Here is a 16,512-nt window from a genome sequence, read left to right as displayed (position 1 = left end):
TGCTATAATTGTGATAATGAAAAAAGCTTTACCTGTTTTTATAGCTACCCTTTTACTGCACATTAACACCTTTGCGCAAAACACGCCGTATGATAATACGGTTTACCGGCCGGAAATAAAAAGCGTAGAGTTTTATAATTCCGAAAAGCAAGCCTCCTTCCCTGTTATTACATTGGGCAGTACCGAGGAAGTGATACTGGGTTTTGATGACCTGAACGGTGGCAGCCGCACCTACAATTATACTTTGGAGCATTGCGACGATAGCTGGAACTCGTCGCACCTTGGCTCCTCAGAGTACCTGCAAAGCTTTACCGACGACAGGATAAACGATTATACCTACTCATCAGCCACGTTTCAAAAATACACCCATTACCAGGTTAAGCTACCCAACCGTAATATCATCCCAAAAATATCGGGCAATTACATACTTAAAGTTTACGAAGATGGCGACCAAAGCAAGCTTGTATTAACCCGACGGCTGTATGTACTTAGCAAAAAGGTATCGGTAGCGGCAACTATTACCTCGTCAAACAATGTGGCTAACAGGCGCAGCAATCAAAAAGTAAATTTTACGGTAGATTATGCCGGCCTGCAGGTACAAAGCCCCAATAACGATATTAAGATACTGCTGATGCAAAATGCCCGCTACGAAACCGGCAAAATAAACACTATACCCACTTATATACGTGGCACGCAGCTGGTTTATAACGATGTAAACATTAACGATTTTGCAGGCGGTAACGAGTTCAGGCATTTTGATACACGGTCGTTAAAGCTGAATTCTGACAGGATAGCACACATCTACCGCGATTCGATGAATACGGTAATGCTATTAGGCGACCCGCGCCGCGACCTGCCAAACTACACCTTATTGTATGATAACGACGGTAAATTCTTTATCCTGAACCAGGATGGCCGCGACCCGCGCCGCGATGCCGATTACGCCCACGTATATTTTAGCCTGGCTGCCAATAAAACCGAGGCACAAGGCTCGCCCTATATTGTTGGCCAGTTTAACGATTACCGGCTTGATGAAAGCAGCCGCTTAAAGTACGACGATCGCGGCAGGTTTTACACCGACCTAATGCTAAAACAAGGCGTTTATGATTATAAGTATGTGTGGTATAATCGCGCTACTAAAACCGTTGACGATAATTTATTAGAAGGTAACTACTTTGAAACCGAAAATGAGTACCAGGTTTTGGTTTATTACCACCAGATAGGCTCGCGATACGTGCAGTTGGTTGGCTATAGCGCGTTGGTAACAGCAAGGCCGTAGGCCTCACCCCAGCCCTCTCCAAAGGAGACGGGGGTAATAAGCAGCGCCTATAAGCGAAGCATATTACAGCGGAGTAATTTGCCGCCTAATCCCTATCTTTGCGCTATGAAAGTAAAAGCGCCGCGCGAATCATATACCATCATGAACGAGCTGGTATTACCCAATGATACCAACACCTTTAATAACTTAATGGGCGGGCGCCTGTTGCATTGGATGGATATTGCCGCCGCTATATCGGCACAAAAGCATTGTAACCGTGTGGTGGTAACCGCATCGGTTGATAATGTGTCCTTTCATCACCCTATAAAGTTAGGCGATGTAATTACTATTGAAGCTAAAGTTACCCGTGCATTTAATACTTCTGTTGAGGTAAGGATGGATGTATATGCCGAAAACATACCATCCGGTACGCGAAACAAAAGTAACGAAGCTTATTATACTTTTGTAGCACTCGATCAGCATGGGCAAACTATACCGGTACCGGCCATATCCCCAGAAACCGAGCTGGAAACCGAACTATATGAGGGGGCCTTACGCCGCAGGCAATTAAGGCTGATATTAGGTGGTAAAATGAAACCCGACGATGCTACCGAGCTTAAGGCCTTGTTTTTCGACGCTCATAAAAAATAGCAGCGAATATTAGCTACCCATTTCTATTATCCGGTCAAATTCCTCGCGTTTAAGCGCCATTACAGACAGGCGGCCCTGGCGTACCAACCCAATGTCTTTTAAGCGCTCATCGGCCTTTATTTGCTCTAAGGTTACAGGCTTTTTCAGGCTCTCCACCGGTTCAAGGTCAACTACTACCCAGTTAGGGTCTTCGGTAGTTGGGTCCTGGTAAAACTCCTTTACCACGCGGGCAATGCCTACCACTTCTTTACCATCGTTACTATGGTACCACATCACCAGGTCGCCGGTTTTCATTTCCCGTAAATTGTTACGTGCCTGGTAGTTTCTAACGCCATCCCAAAAGGTGCGGCCCTCTTTATTGAATTTTTCCCAGCTATATTTTACAGGCTCCGATTTTACTAACCAGTGGTTCATTTGCTTTTAAATTGATAATGACCCAAAGGTGGGAAAAAAGGCCCGGAATGGAAACAGGTTAAATAGTATATGCTGCTATTTTAAATCCTTTTTAATAAACTTATGGTATAAGTATTCGGCATAACCTACGCTAACATAGTCAGGAAACTTCCAGTTGGGATAATATTGCTTTTTGATATACTTAAGCACGCTAAAAAATATTATACCCGAAATTAAAACAACTGCTAATGAAAGCATTACGATAGCTAAAGTTATAAAAATACCCATGTTTAAGTTAATTTAATCTCCTTTTACGATGACTGCCACCAATAGGTTTCTTTTTAACTACACTAATTAATACACAAGTAATTTTTAGCTTAAAAATACAAGTACAAATTATTATTATTGTATAACTGCTTAACCAAAAACATGTCACTACCAATCAGCGACGACGATATAAGTTTTAATGTGTTGTTTCACCACAACCCCAACCCTATGTGGATTGTTGAGGTAGATACACTTATTTTTAAAGCTGTTAACGATTCGGCTATAAAACACTATGGTTACAGTAGAGATGAATTTTTAAATCATATTACGCTTGCTAATATTCGCCCGGATTATGAGCAGCAGGATATGCTTAAGCTGATAAAAAAGATAAAGCACAACCAAACCGTTAAGAAAGAATTAACACATGTAAAAAAGGACGGTAGTTTTATTTTTGTAAACATTACTTCTTTCACGGTTAACTATCACCATAAGCTTTGCCGCATGGTAGTTATTCACGACGTAACGGAGCAAAAGCTGAAAGACATGAAGCTTACCGAAGCCGTTACAAGAATGAAAGAAACCCTGGAGAGTATCACCGACGGTTTCATTACACTTGACGGTAAATTAGAAATTACCTACTGGAATAAAGAAGCTGAGCGCATACTGATCATAGATAAAGATACCATTTTACATAAACAGCTTTGGGAACTGTATCCGTATTACAAAGACTTGGCAGTTTACAAATATTTTAATGATGCTTTAAAAAATAAAGAGACCATTAAGTTTGAAGAGTACATTGCCCCGCTTAAAAAATGGGTATCCTTTACCATTTATGCAAATGAAGGGTTGGCGGTGTATTTTCAGGATATTACCAGCCACAAACGCGACGAGGAAGAGATAAACGCCAAAAACCAAAGCCTTAACAAGATAGCGTACCTTAACTCGCATGCCATGCGCAAGCCACTTGCCAATATATTAGGTATTATTAATTCGTTGGACGATATACCGCACGAACACTTTGAAGAGCCCCTAAAAATGCTAAAGCAAAGTGCTAACGAATTAGACACCATTATTAAAGACATCAATAACAGTGTTGAGCAAACCATGAAGTAATTGCTTAATGCAATATTTTAAACATCAGTTCCTTCATCAACCCGCCATGGTCGGTGTTTGATTCTACCCCCTTGCTTTTAAGGTCGTACTCGCGCAGGTGGCTTATCACCTGGAAGGTTTTACCCAGGTTATACCCACGGGCAGCTTGTTCATAATCTTTTATAAAGTATGGGTTAACGCCTAACTCGCGCGCCAGGTTTTGCGGCGATTTATCTTTAACATAATGATAGGCCAGCACCTTGCTAAAAAAGTTGTTCAGGTTACCCAATACAAGTACTATAGGGTTGGCTTTAGGGTTTGCCTCAAAGTAATTTACTATCTGGTTAACCTTGTAAGCATCCTTTTTGGTAAGAGCTGCCTGCAGCTCAAATACATTATACTCTTTGCTTATGCCTATATTATCCTGTACATGTTTCAGGGTTATCTCTTCACCGGCGCTTACATTTAGTATCAATTTATCCAGCTCATTGGCTATTTTAGATAGGTCATTACCCAAATATTCGGCAAGCATGGCCGATGCCTGCTGGCTTATCTTGTATTTTTTGTCTTTAATGTAATCCTCTATCCAGGCGGGTATCTTATTATCGTACAACGTAGCCGATTCAAATATCAACCCATTTTTATCAATTGCCTTGTAGGTTTTTTTACGCTTGTCAAACTTGCCGTATTTATAGCAAAACACCAGTATGGTACTGCTTAAGGGGTTTTCCAGATAGCTAAGCAGTGGGTTAATGCCTTTTTTATCATCGCTATCGTTACCCCACTTCATATCCTGCGCTTCTTTAACCATCACTACCTGGTAGTCGGCCATCATGGGGTATCGTTTGGCGGCGTTTATAGCCGTCATCACATCCGTATCTTTACCGTATAGTATCGTTTGGTTAAAGCCCTTTTCAGCGTCAGACAGGGCGTTATTTTCAATATAATCGCTTACCAGATCTATATAATACGGTTCTTCGCCATGCAGCAGGTACAACGGTTTAAACTTTCGGTTCTTCAGATCTTTTATGATTTCGGCAGCAGTCATGATGTTAAATCAAAAGTAAAAATTCAAAAGTAAAAAGCAGTGTTTTGTGGATAATAACAGCATTTAAAAAGATATTATAGATAGCTCACATTTTGAATTTTTAGTTTCTACTTTTGACTTTACAAAATGGATCTGTTAACGCCGCTTAATTTACCACCCTACCCTTTCAAACTTACTGAACAAAACGGCCAGTTAACCGTGTTTGACGAGCTGCGCAAAAAAAACATTGTAATTACGCCCGAAGAATGGGTTAGGCAGCATTTTGTGCAATACCTTATCAAGCATAAACAATACCCCAAAACCTTAATAAAACTGGAAGGTGGTTTAAAGCTGCATGGTAACGCCAAACGTACCGATATCGTAGTGTTTAATACTGCAGGCCAAAAAATTTTATTGGTGGAGTGTAAAGCCCCTTCAGTTACTATTAGCCAGGCTACGTTTGACCAGGCCGCACGATACAACATGGTACACAAGGTAAGCCTGTTGGCTGTTACCAATGGCTTACGACACTACTATTGCCATATAGACCACGAAAAGCAAAGTTATAGTTTTATGGAAGAGCTGCCCGCTTACAAAGCGCTTTGATAGGCCGACACCAGGCTTTGCATCTTTTCCATCAACTCGTCGGGTTTAAACGGCTTGGCTACATAATCATTCATACCGGCTGCCATTACCTGGTCTTTAATATCAAACAGGGCCGATGCTGTAAGGGCTATAATAGGAATATTGGCTTTTGCCGGATCGGGCATTTTCCGTATTTCCATTGATGCGTCAAAGCCATTCATTACGGGCATTTGCAAATCCATCAATATAATATCAAAGTTGCCGTACTGCATAATTTCTACTGCGCGCTCGCCATTTTCGGCAATGGTAGGCACTATCTTCCACTTGCTGAACAGCTTTTTCATCAACATCACATTCACCTGGTTATCCTCGGCTATTAGCACGCGCAGGCCGCTTCCCAGCGGTTCTGCAACTTCTTGCTCGGTATTTGCGCTATTTGCAGCCACCTGCTGCACTTTTTCTTTTACCGGGGCAATAACCTCTGTTGATACCGGGAACTCCATATTAAACGAAAATTCCGAACCATCGCCCACCTTGCTGTAAACGTGCATTTGCAAGCCCTGTAGCTCCAACAAGCGCTTAACAATGGCCAAACCCAAGCCTGTGCCGCCGTATTGGCGCGTGGTGGTGATAGACTCCTGGGTGAAGGGCTCAAATATGCTTTCCAGGTTTTCCTTTTTGATACCGATACCAGTATCTTTTACCGAAAAGCTTACCGTAATGGTGTTGTGCCTATCTTCTAAACAAGTAACACGTACCCAAATGTTACCCTGCGCTGTAAACTTAATGGCATTACTTACCAGGTTAAATATGATCTGTGTTAAGCGAGTAGGGTCGCCAAAAATAACTTTCTTTTTTAGCGCACTGTCTACATCCAGTTTAAATAGTAAACCCTTCTCTTCTGCCTTAAGTATTTGCCCGCCACATATATTATGCATCAGGTCTATCAGGTTAAACTTGATCTTTTCGAACACTACCTTGCCCGATTCTATCTTATTAAAATCGAGCACATCGTTTACAATGGATAAAAGGTTGTTTGCCGAAAACCTTAATATCTCCAGGTTTTCGCTTTGATCCGGCCTTGGGTTATTCATCATCATCAGGTTACTCATCCCTATAACAGCATTTAAAGGGGTGCGTATCTCGTGCGACATGGTCGACAAAAACTCAGATTGTACCTGCGATGATTTCTCGGCTTTTTCTATAGCCTTTTCAAACTTTATATTTAAAGCGGCCTGCTGTTCGCTGGTATCGCGCAGCTGCTTAATGTTTTTAAGGAAAGCCGTGTAAAAATGGCTGTGGATAAATATGATAAGTATAAAGTTGGCAAACACCCCTATTATAGTGGTAGATGCGTCGGCCTTTTCGGGTTTAAAATCAATAAAATAATTATGGTCATATATCATCACCATAAATAAAAGCACCGGCAATAGGTTTAAAAGGGAGTAAAACATTCCCCAGTTTTGCCCAAGCATGTAAAAGCTAAATACGATTACCAGTATAATAAGTTGTATGGCAATAATATTTACCTCTTGCATAATGATAAATACAATACCCAGATTAACAATGGTGCCTATGATAAGCATAGCATGCGACAGGCCCCGCCACTGCGGCTTATAGGTAAGGTATTTAAACATGATGGCTACAGACACAAACAAGGCGCCCGAAGCATAGGTCATGATATCAAGATGCTGTAAATAAACACTTATGAATAGTGCGGATAAGGCAACAAGGATAAGCAGAAAGCCGTAATATAATAAGCGTATGCGAGCCTGATCGAGTATCGACAGCTCCTTTGAAAGTATTTTAGAAATTGAAAAATTAAAAAAACTCACTTGCTTAATTAGGACTAACTATGTACAACTTAAAAAGATATACGGCGGATTAATATACGTAATATCTTTTTACTACTATTAAATAGTCTTAATTGGAGTGCAATAAACTTGCCAAAAGCCGGGCTTACTCTCCCAGGTTATCCAAATTGTCTTGAATGATCTTTAGTTTTGCCTCAGCATCTGCCTTCTTTTTCAGCTCATTTTCTATTATCTCGGGTTTGGCATTTGCCATAAAGCGTTCGTTACTCAATTTGGCATCTATCGATTTTAAAAAGCCTAACAGGTACGCCTCATCTTTTTTTAACCTTTCGCGCTCTATATCAACATCAATAGTTAGATTTAAAGTAATAAAAAACTCGTCTGTACCGGCTATAAAGGTGGTTGCGCCGTTAACGTTGTCTGCAACTATGCTTAAATCGCTTATGTTACCTAACTGTTTTATAACCTGCGCATACTTGACATAATCAATTGCCGAGTTTGTTTTAACCGCCAGTGGCAAAGCTTCTTTTGGCGATAGCTGTTTTGTATTACGTATGTTACGAATTTGTGCTATCACTTGTTGTATAACCTCAACCTCGGCATTTAACTGTGTATTTACTTGCCCGATAACTGGCAGTTGTGCAACAATACAGCAATCATCATCGGTACGCTGGCCAAACAACTCGTCGTGCCACAGCTCTTCGGTAATAAAAGGCATAAACGGATGCAGCACTTTTAATATGTTTTCAAAGAAGGCAACGGTATGTTTATAGGTTTCGCTATCAATAGGCTGCTGGTAGGCAGGTTTTATCATTTCAAGGTACCAGGCGCAGTAATCGTCCCAAACCAGTTTGTAGGTGGTCATTAACGCTTCAGAAAGGCGGTATTGCGCAAAGTTATCCTCAATTTCTATAAGGGCATGGTTAAAGCGGCTTTCAAACCACTCAATAGCAATTTGGTTGCGTGGGGCAAGGCTTTCATCAACCTGCCAGCCTTGTACCAGTTTAAAGGCGTTCCATACTTTGTTAAAAAAGTTACGGCCCTGCTCGCAATAGCTTTCGTCAAACATCAAATCGTTACCGGCAGGCGAGCATAGCAGCATACCTACCCTTACACCATCGGCACCGTATTTATCTATCAGGTCTAAAGGATCGGGCGAGTTGCCTAACGATTTTGACATTTTGCGACCCTGCTTATCTCTAACAATACCGGTTAGGTACACATTATTAAAAGGCCTTTGCCCGCGCAGCTCATGGCCCGACATGATCATCCTGGCTACCCAAAAGAATAATATTTCGGGTGCGGTTACCAAATCATTAGTTGGATAGTAATAGTTGATCTCGGCATTATCGGGGTTACGCACACCATCAAAAACCGATATAGGCCACAAGCCCGACGAGAACCAGGTATCTAAAACATCCTCATCCTGTACCAAATCATTAGCGGTAAGCTGCGGGTTTTGTGCTTGGGCAATCGCCAGGGCATCCTCTTTTGTTTTACCTACCACGTATTCGCCGTTTGGCAAATAGTAGGCAGGTATTTGCTGCCCCCACCATAGCTGGCGGCTTATATTCCAATCCCTAACGTTCTCCATCCAGTGGCGGTAGGTATTTATAAATTTTTCGGGAATCAGTTTTACCTCGCCATCCAGTACATACTTAAGTGCAGGTTTGGCCAGCTCGGCCATTTTGCAAAACCATTGCATGCTTAACTTTGGCTCAATAACGGCATTGGTACGTTCGCTAAAGCCAATTTGCGAAGTGTAGTCTTCGGTTTTTTCTAAAGCGCCTGCTTCTTCAAGTAATACCGCTATTTTTTTACGCGCCGCAAAACGGTCCTCGCCTACCAGTATCTGGGCTTTCTCGTTAAGCGTGGCATCGTCATTCAATATATCAATAACGGGCAGCTTATGCCTTTGGCCAAGCTCGTAGTCATTCAAATCGTGTGCAGGGGTTACCTTTAAACAACCGGTACCAAAATCCATGGTCACATACTCATCCAGTATCACTGGTATCTCGCGGTTAATTAGAGGGATAAATACACTTTTACCATGCAGGTGGGTATAACGCTCGTCATTAGGGTTAATACAGATAGCTGCATCAGCCATAATGGTTTCGGGGCGGGTTGTGGCTATGGTTAAGTATTCAGTATCAAGTAGCAAGTCGTTAGACTTTTGATCGGCTTCTGCCTTGTCTTGATACTTGATACTAGCTACTTTATACTTTATATAATAAAGTTTCTGATTAACTTCTTTACGGATAACTTCCTCGTCGCTTACGGCGGTTTTGCCTTGCGGGTCCCAGTTTACCATGCGCACACCGCGGTATATTAAGCCCTGCTTGTGCAGCAAAACAAAATAATCTATTACGGCTTCGCTCATGTCATCGTCCATGGTAAACTTGGTACGTTCCCAATCGCACGATGCACCGAGTTTTTTTAATTGCTCCAGTATAATGCCGCCATATTTTTCTTTCCACTCCCAGGCGTAGTTTAAAAACTCCTGGCGGGTAAGGTCTTTTTTACTGATGCCGCGCTCTTTAAGCATGGCAACCACCTTAGCTTCGGTGGCAATGCTGGCGTGGTCGGTGCCGGGTACCCAGCAGGCGTTTTTGCCTTTCATGCGGGCACGGCGTATCAGCACATCCTGTATGGTATTGTTTAGCATATGGCCCATGTGCAGCACACCGGTAACATTTGGCGGAGGGATAACTATTGTGTAAGGCTCGCGCTCGTCAGGCACCGACCTGAAAAAGTTATGTTTTAACCAGTAACTGTACCACTTCTCTTCGGCTTGTTTGGGCAAATATGTTTTTGCAATACTCATAGCCGGCAAAAATAACTATTTGCCGCTAATACAGCATATTTAACTTTATAGTTTAACAGCATTAGGTGGAACTAATATAAATTACAGATAAGTGCCTTGCACAACAATAAATCAAAGCCTTAGCGTTTATAATGTATAACAATTGTTTTTTATGAAAACTTTGCCAATAAACCGCTTCCTGGCTGCTATGCTTAAAACTTCGAGGTTGGCCTTTTTGATAAAATGGTTTAATAAGTAATAGCCGTTTCTTAAGCGGCCAATAAAACTTTACAGCCTTCCAACATTTCACCCTTATAAGGTTTAAACATATCTCCTATCTTTGCCGCCTGATACAGATATGATAGTTCATCAATTTTATGATAAGGGTTTGGCCCATGCCTCTTATGCCATTATAAGAACCGGCAGAATGATTGTTATTGACCCCGCCCGCGACCCGCAGCCATATTACGACTTTGCTGCCCTGCACAATGCCGATATTGCCGGCGTAATTGAAACCCACCCCCATGCCGATTTTGTAAGCTCGCACCTGGAGATTCACCAAACCACCGGGGCCGTTATTTACGCAAGCAAGCTGGCCGGAGCCGATTACCCGCACGAAACATTTGATGATGGCGACTTTATACAGCTGAATGATATTAAGCTAAAAGCTATTAATACACCGGGGCACTCGCCCGATTCGATCTGTATTTTATTGGAGGACGAAAATGGCAAGGATTGCGCCATATTTACAGGCGATACCCTTTTTGCAGGTGATGTAGGCCGCCCCGACCTGCGGGAAAGTGCCGGTAACATAACCGCCAAAAAAGAAGAACTTGCCCGGCAAATGTACCACAGCACCCGTGATAAGCTAATGGTTTTACCAAAAGAAATTACGGTTTACCCTGCCCACGGGCCAGGATCGTTATGCGGTAAAAGCATGAGCCCCGACCTGCAAACCACCATTGGTAAAGAGCTGCGCGAAAACTATGCGCTGCAATTAATGGATGAACTGGCCTTTGTTAATTTACTAACTGCCGACCAGCCCTTTGCACCCAGATACTTTGGTTACGATGTAGAACTGAACAAAGCCGGTGCACCCGCCTTTGCCCAAAGCATACAGGCTGTTAATCGCCCAGATAAAGTCACCCTACAAAAAAGCATACCTGTTATTGATACACGGCCGAACAGTGTTTTTATTAAAGGCCACATAAAAGGAGCCATCAACCTACAGGATGGCGAGAAGTTTGAAACCTGGCTGGGATCTGTAATTAACCCCGGCGAGCAGTTTTACCTTGTAGCGGGCACAGATGCCGAATTGGATGTAATGATAAAAAAGGCCGCTAAAATTGGCTACGAAAGCAATATAAAGGCAGCTGTTATAGCCACTGATAACAGTACCGAAAAATCGCTGGTGTTGATAGTTAATGTTTTTAAAACCAATAACGAGGATTATACCATTATTGATGTGCGCAACTGGGCCGAAATTAATGCAGGCAAAATATTCCCTGCTGCCCTTACCATACCACTGCCCGAGCTAAGGGAGCGATTGGGCGAGATACCACAAAACAAGCCCATTGTGGTGCATTGCGCGGCAGGTTACCGCAGCGCGGCAGCTTCGTCCATCATCGCCGGTGCTATTGATGCCGTACCTGTATACGACCTTGGCGAAGCCATTAAAGATTTTAGCTAAACAGACTATTGTAGATAGTCCATAGCCTATGGTAACAATTTAACTATTGACTATCGCCTACGGACTATGGACTTTAATAAAAATGTTTATAATTGCATCATGTCTGACGACGCGGTTGTAAAACGGATAAAGGTAATAGTTAAAGAACATGGTGGGCAACTTGCCCTTGCCAATGCCATTGGTGTTGACCAGGGTTTTATTAGCAAGGTGATCAACAAAAAGCAGGAAATAAGCTATTACCTCATTCGCAAACTATGCTTTCAGCTTAAATACTCGCCCGAGTGGCTGATACTGGGCACCGGCGAAAAACACATTAATAAGCCCGAATCGGCCAAACTCATCACCGAAATTCAAATGCTGCGTACCGAGGTTGACATATTACATGCCCGCATGCGCGCCTACGACCTGGAGCTACAGGAAATAAAACGCGACCAAAATCAACAAAAAGCTGGTTAAAAAGCCTTTAGGTTACTAGTTAACGGTTTGTTAACATTAACACACTGTTATGGTAATACGCACATAACATTCAACTAACATCTGCATAATAGTTTTGCACCATTAAACTATTGTAGCGTGAAAAAAATTATATCAGCAGTTAGTATTCTATTTATTTCTATTATTTCAGTAAACACATCGTTAGCGCAAACCAGCGGCCGCATAGCCGGTAAGGTAATTGACGAGAAAACCAGCGAAACCCTGATAGGTGCCACCGTTAGCATACAGGGCACTACAAAAGGCGCCGCTACCGATGTTGAGGGCCATTACACACTGACGGGGCTTGAACCCGGCAAGTACGTTGTATTAATAAGATACATTGGCTACCAAAGCAAAACCATATCTGATATTGAAGTAAAGGCAGGTGCTACCACACCGCTTGATATTACCATGGCCGCATCAACATCGCAGGCCTTAAAAGAGGTGACTGTAAGGGCTACTTACAAGCAGGAATCGTTAAGCGCACTATATGCCATCCAAAAAAACAGCGTATCCATATCAGATGGTATATCATCCGAGCTGATCAAAAAATCGCCGGACAGGAACACCAGCGACGTACTTAAACGTGTAAGCGGTGCAACCATACAGGATAATAAATTTGTGGTAGTACGTGGCTTAAGCGACCGCTACAACACAGCATCGCTTGATGGCGCTCCATTGCCAAGTACCGAGCCTAACCGTAAAGCATTCTCGTTTGATATTGTACCATCAAACCTGGTAGATAATATCATCATCAGCAAAACGGCCAGCCCGGATATGCCAGGCGACTTTGCCGGTGGCAGCGTACAAATATTGACTAAGGATATCCCCGATCAAAACTTTGTTACCCTGGGTATAGGCTATAGCTATAACACACAAAGCACCTTTAAAGATTTTAGCAGCGGTTTTCGCAGCGGTATTGATTATCTGGGCTTTGATGATGCCAGCCGTAAACTGCCGGGCAATTTCCCAAGCAGCAGCCAAATAGTAAACAAGCAGCTTAACCCAACCCAAAACCTGCAGGCCATAAGCGGCTTAAATAACAATTTTAACATTTATAAAAGCACCGCTTTGCCGGGCCAAAACTACCAGTTAACTATTGGCAACGTAAAAGAGATAGGCAAAAACAAAAACCGTTTTGGTACTACCATTGGTTTAACCTACCGTAACACGCAAAGCATTACACCCGACCTGATACAACAGTTTGACAACTATGATTACCATAATCAGGTAAATAAATTTTCGACCAATATTGGCGGTTTGGCTAACTTTGCCTACAGCTTTGGTAAAAGTAAGATCACCTTTAAAAATATCTACAACCGTATATTCGACGATCAGTTTACCTATCGTACTGGTTCAAATACAAGCACGTCATCGTCAGACAACCGTTTTTACGCATTTGACCTTTTGGAGAAAGCCTTATTTAAATCGACCATTGAAGGTGAGCACCGCTTAGGCGAAAAAAGCTCGAAAATAAAATGGAACCTGGGCTTTAGCAATGTAATAAACGATCAGCCCGATCAAAAGAAGATCAACTACAGACAAGGTAACGTAGGCGAACCATATTACGCCACCGTTACTAGTTTAGGTAAAGAGAATGCACGCGTGTTTTCGCACCTTAACGAAAATATTTACTCGGGTAAGATAGATTACAACGTGCCCGTAAACTTTTTAAACAGTAATTTAAAGGCAGGTATAAGCTCGCAATATCGCGACAGGGACTTTAACGCACGTTTCCTGGGCCTTGTACTTGACGAAAGCAACAGCAACTACGATGTAAATGCTTTATTGCAAAGGCCTATACAAACCCTTTTTGGCCCCAATGTACTTAAAACAGGCATTTATGGTTTAGAAGAACTGGCAAGCCCTACCGACACTTACAACGCCAACAGTTTAACCAATGCCGGCTACTTAATGCTGGATAGCAAACTAGGCGAAAAAACAAGGATAGTATATGGTTTAAGGGCCGAGAAATTTAACCTGAAGCTATACACCGGCACAACTACCAGCACCCCAACAAGTGCCGAGTTAGACAACCTTGACCTGTTGCCATCAGTAAATTTTACTTATGCCTTAACAAAAAAAGCCAACTTAAGGGCATCATATTATCGTACAGTTGCACGCCCCGAGTTTAGGGAGCTTGCACCATTTGCTTACTACGATTACGAATTGTTAGCTACCCTGCAAGGTAACCCTAACTTAAAAAGGACTTTGATTGATAACGCCGACCTGCGCTATGAGTTTTACCCATCGGCAGGGCAAATATTTTCGGTATCAGCATTTTATAAAAACTTTACTGATGCCATTGAGCCGGTTATAGATGATGCCAACTCATCAACTACCATTAGCTACTTTAACGCGAAATCGGCATATGTCTATGGTTTTGAGATGGAACTGCGCAAAAGCCTTGATTTTGTTAACGGTGGTACATTCTTTAAAAACACAACTGCTTACACCAACTTCTCTTTCAACAAATCAAAAGTTACCAATGCCAGTGATGGTACACAGCGTTTAGAAAAAACCCGCCCGCTGGTAGGCCAATCGCCATATGTGGTAAATGCCGGTTTAACACATACCGAACTGGATAACAAACTATCGTTAAACCTACTGTTTAACCGCCTTGGCAAACGCATATTTTACGCTGGTGGCGGCCGCTTTAGCAGCATATATGAAATGCCGCGTAACGTGCTCGATTTTCAGGTTGGATACAAGGTGTTAAAAAGCAAAGGCGAGATAAAATTTAGCGGTGCCGACATCCTAAATCAGAAATATAATTTCCAATATGAACTTAATGGTAAGCCTTACATCCCATCGGGCACAGGTTACACATTTAAAAGTTACAATACTGGTTCAAACTACTCATTATCATTTAATTACACATTTTAAAACTAAGTTATTTGTTAAACAACAGTTAACGTTTGGTTAACAAGCCAAACGTTACTTTGTCAAAAAAGTAAACCAGTAATTTCTCATGAAAAAATCATTATTATTTTTAGCGCTTAGCGCAAGTATCGCTATCGTATCCTGCTCAAAAAAGGATACTGTTATTGACCCACCTGTTGATCCGCCTGTAGAGCCTAAATCAACAACTGTAGAGGTTAGTGGCGACATATCTAAAAACAGAACTTTTAGCGCAGATTCAATTTACCTTTTAAAAGGATTTGTTTACGTAACCGATGGTGCTACATTAACAGTACAACCGGGTACTATAGTAAAAGGCGAAAAATCAAGCAAGGGTACATTGATCATCACCCGTGGTGCTAAAATAATGGCCGAAGGTACTGCCAGCAAGCCAATTGTATTTACTTCATCATTTGCAGCAGGCACACGCTCTGCAGGCGATTGGGGTGGTATCATCCTTTTAGGTAAAGCACCGGTTAACCAAGGCGACAACGTTGGTATCGAAGGTGGTTTAGATGCTAAAGGCGATGCTGCTAAATATATCCAATACGGTGGTACTGATGCTAACGACAATTCAGGTTCGTTAAAATATGTACGTATCGAGTACGGTGGTATACCTTTTTCACCCGACAACGAGATCAATGGTCTTACAATGGGTGGCGTAGGTGCAGGTACCACACTTGATTACATCCAGGTTTACCGCTCAGGCGATGACTCTTTCGAGTGGTTTGGTGGTACTGTAAACGCTAAGCACCTTTTAGCTATTGGTGGTTTAGATGACGATTTTGATACCGACTTTGGTTACTCTGGTCACGTACAATTTGGTGTTGGTCAGCGTTATCCAACAATTGCCGACGTATCGGGCTCAAACGGTTTCGAATCTGATAACGATGGTTCTGGTTCTGATAAAACACCACAAACATCAGCGGTGTTCTCAAACATGACAATGGTAGGCCCTGTAGCAAGCGCAACTGCTGGTAACATCAATGCTAATTTTACACATGCTGCACAACTTCGTCGTAATACTGCCGAAAGCATTTTAAACTCTGTTTTTGCAGGTTATGTTGAAGGTATCTACATTGACGATTCTAAAGTAACTACACCTAACTCTACTTCAACCAACTATACTGCCGGCCGTTTAGTATTTGTTAACAACATTGTATACGGAAGCAATAAAAAAGGCAACGAAGTTAAGGGCGAGAACAAAACTTTGTTTGAAACTGCTTTAAGAGCAGCTAACATCTTCGATCAAACTTTATATGCTGATGCATTATTAACCGATCCGTTTAAATATTCATCAGATTTTGCTAACCCTGGTACGCCGAACTTCTTACCTAAAACAGGTTCGATAGCTTTAACCGGCGCGGCATTTACAAATGCTAAAGTAACAGGTGCATTTTTTGAGAAAGTTGCTTACCGTGGTGCATTCGGTACTACCGACTGGACATCAGGTTGGGCTAACTTTAACCCACAAGTACTTGCTTACACTACTCCAGGTGCTGTTAATCAATAATATAACTTAACAACATATAAAGGGGCTTGCCAATTGGTAAGCCC

General features: G+C 42.1%; 13 protein-coding genes. 8 read left to right on the top strand and 5 right to left on the bottom strand.

What is annotated here, in order from left to right; genetic code table 11:
• Window positions 1-16 precede the first annotated feature (16 nt).
• Window positions 17-1,279, top strand: a complete 1,263-nt coding sequence (locus FFF34_001025) for a DUF5103 domain-containing protein (GenBank protein ID TSD66013.1) — start codon at window positions 17-19, stop codon at window positions 1,277-1,279.
• Window positions 1,280-1,384: 105 nt separating this feature from the next.
• Window positions 1,385-1,909, top strand: coding sequence for an acyl-CoA thioesterase (locus FFF34_001020; GenBank protein TSD66012.1), 525 nt, complete (start codon window positions 1,385-1,387; stop codon window positions 1,907-1,909).
• A gap of 9 nt (window positions 1,910-1,918) precedes the next feature.
• Here FFF34_001020 and FFF34_001015 read toward each other — a convergent pair whose 3' ends face one another.
• On the bottom strand, window positions 1,919-2,323 hold the full coding sequence (locus tag FFF34_001015; GenBank protein ID TSD66011.1) for an EVE domain-containing protein: 405 nt from the start codon (window positions 2,321-2,323) through the stop codon (window positions 1,919-1,921).
• A gap of 75 nt (window positions 2,324-2,398) precedes the next feature.
• Window positions 2,399-2,590: a hypothetical protein gene (locus FFF34_001010; GenBank protein TSD66010.1), complete on the bottom strand. Its 192-nt coding sequence runs from the start codon at window positions 2,588-2,590 to the stop codon at window positions 2,399-2,401.
• A 141-nt stretch (window positions 2,591-2,731) separates the two neighbouring features.
• Here FFF34_001010 and FFF34_001005 point away from each other — a divergent pair, with 141 nt between their 5' ends.
• Window positions 2,732-3,682, top strand: a complete 951-nt coding sequence (locus FFF34_001005; GenBank protein TSD66009.1) for a PAS domain-containing sensor histidine kinase — start codon at window positions 2,732-2,734, stop codon at window positions 3,680-3,682.
• A gap of 4 nt (window positions 3,683-3,686) precedes the next feature.
• Here the strand turns inward: FFF34_001005 and holA are convergent, their stop codons facing one another.
• Entirely contained in the window at window positions 3,687-4,709 is a 1,023-nt protein-coding gene (gene holA, locus FFF34_001000) for a DNA polymerase III subunit delta (GenBank protein ID TSD66008.1), read from the bottom strand.
• Between the two features lie 126 nt (window positions 4,710-4,835).
• Between holA and FFF34_000995 the strand changes: the two genes are divergently transcribed.
• Complete coding sequence (locus FFF34_000995; protein ID TSD66007.1) at window positions 4,836-5,294, top strand: type I restriction enzyme HsdR N-terminal domain-containing protein; 459 nt, start codon at window positions 4,836-4,838, stop codon at window positions 5,292-5,294.
• Here the strand turns inward: FFF34_000995 and FFF34_000990 are convergent.
• Both FFF34_000990 and FFF34_000985 read right to left on the bottom strand, forming a co-directional pair.
• Window positions 5,279-6,952: a response regulator gene (locus tag FFF34_000990; GenBank protein ID TSD66006.1), complete on the bottom strand. Its 1,674-nt coding sequence runs from the start codon at window positions 6,950-6,952 to the stop codon at window positions 5,279-5,281. The two genes, FFF34_000995 and FFF34_000990, sit on opposite strands and share 16 nt — an antisense overlap.
• 280 nt (window positions 6,953-7,232) lie before the next feature.
• Window positions 7,233-9,911, bottom strand: coding sequence for a valine--tRNA ligase (locus FFF34_000985; GenBank protein ID TSD66005.1), 2,679 nt, complete (start codon window positions 9,909-9,911; stop codon window positions 7,233-7,235).
• A 337-nt stretch (window positions 9,912-10,248) separates the two neighbouring features.
• Between FFF34_000985 and FFF34_000980 the strand changes: the two genes are divergently transcribed.
• From FFF34_000980 to FFF34_000965, 4 genes are all read left to right on the top strand, one after another.
• Window positions 10,249-11,580, top strand: coding sequence for an MBL fold metallo-hydrolase (locus FFF34_000980; protein ID TSD66004.1), 1,332 nt, complete (start codon window positions 10,249-10,251; stop codon window positions 11,578-11,580).
• A gap of 99 nt (window positions 11,581-11,679) precedes the next feature.
• The gene (locus FFF34_000975; protein TSD66003.1) at window positions 11,680-12,036 is read left to right on the top strand and encodes a helix-turn-helix transcriptional regulator; all 357 of its coding nucleotides are present in this window, start codon (window positions 11,680-11,682) and stop codon (window positions 12,034-12,036) included.
• 162 nt (window positions 12,037-12,198) lie between these two features.
• On the top strand, window positions 12,199-14,940 hold the full coding sequence (locus tag FFF34_000970) for an outer membrane beta-barrel protein (GenBank protein ID TSD67928.1): 2,742 nt from the start codon (window positions 12,199-12,201) through the stop codon (window positions 14,938-14,940).
• A gap of 85 nt (window positions 14,941-15,025) precedes the next feature.
• Window positions 15,026-16,468 carry a hypothetical protein gene (locus FFF34_000965; protein ID TSD66002.1) on the top strand — a complete coding sequence of 481 codons (1,443 nt, stop codon included), beginning with the start codon at window positions 15,026-15,028 and terminating at the stop codon, window positions 16,466-16,468.
• Window positions 16,469-16,512 lie beyond the last annotated feature (44 nt).

This window comes from Inquilinus sp. KBS0705 (assembly GCA_005938025.2).
In the GTDB taxonomy this organism is placed as follows: Bacteria; Bacteroidota; Bacteroidia; order Sphingobacteriales; family Sphingobacteriaceae; genus Mucilaginibacter.
Note: the sequence above shows the minus strand (reverse complement) of the source record. Positions and strands in the feature narration are given on the sequence as shown.

Bases quoted from the DNA above. Each gene is read 5' to 3' on its own strand.
- FFF34_001025 (TSD66013.1), top strand. From the start codon at position 17: ATGAAAAAAGCTTTACCTGTTTTTATAGCTACCCTTTTACTGCACATT.
- FFF34_001020 (TSD66012.1), top strand. From the start codon at position 1,385: ATGAAAGTAAAAGCGCCGCGCGAATCATATACCATCATGAACGAGCTG.
- FFF34_001015 (TSD66011.1), bottom strand. From the start codon at position 2,323: ATGAACCACTGGTTAGTAAAATCGGAGCCTGTAAAATATAGCTGGGAA.
- FFF34_001010 (TSD66010.1), bottom strand. From the start codon at position 2,590: ATGGGTATTTTTATAACTTTAGCTATCGTAATGCTTTCATTAGCAGTT.
- FFF34_001005 (TSD66009.1), top strand. From the start codon at position 2,732: ATGTCACTACCAATCAGCGACGACGATATAAGTTTTAATGTGTTGTTT.
- holA (TSD66008.1), bottom strand. From the start codon at position 4,709: ATGACTGCTGCCGAAATCATAAAAGATCTGAAGAACCGAAAGTTTAAA.
- FFF34_000995 (TSD66007.1), top strand. From the start codon at position 4,836: ATGGATCTGTTAACGCCGCTTAATTTACCACCCTACCCTTTCAAACTT.
- FFF34_000990 (TSD66006.1), bottom strand. From the start codon at position 6,952: ATGACCTATGCTTCGGGCGCCTTGTTTGTGTCTGTAGCCATCATGTTT.
- FFF34_000985 (TSD66005.1), bottom strand. From the start codon at position 9,911: ATGAGTATTGCAAAAACATATTTGCCCAAACAAGCCGAAGAGAAGTGG.
- FFF34_000980 (TSD66004.1), top strand. From the start codon at position 10,249: ATGATAGTTCATCAATTTTATGATAAGGGTTTGGCCCATGCCTCTTAT.
- FFF34_000975 (TSD66003.1), top strand. From the start codon at position 11,680: ATGTCTGACGACGCGGTTGTAAAACGGATAAAGGTAATAGTTAAAGAA.
- FFF34_000965 (TSD66002.1), top strand. From the start codon at position 15,026: ATGAAAAAATCATTATTATTTTTAGCGCTTAGCGCAAGTATCGCTATC.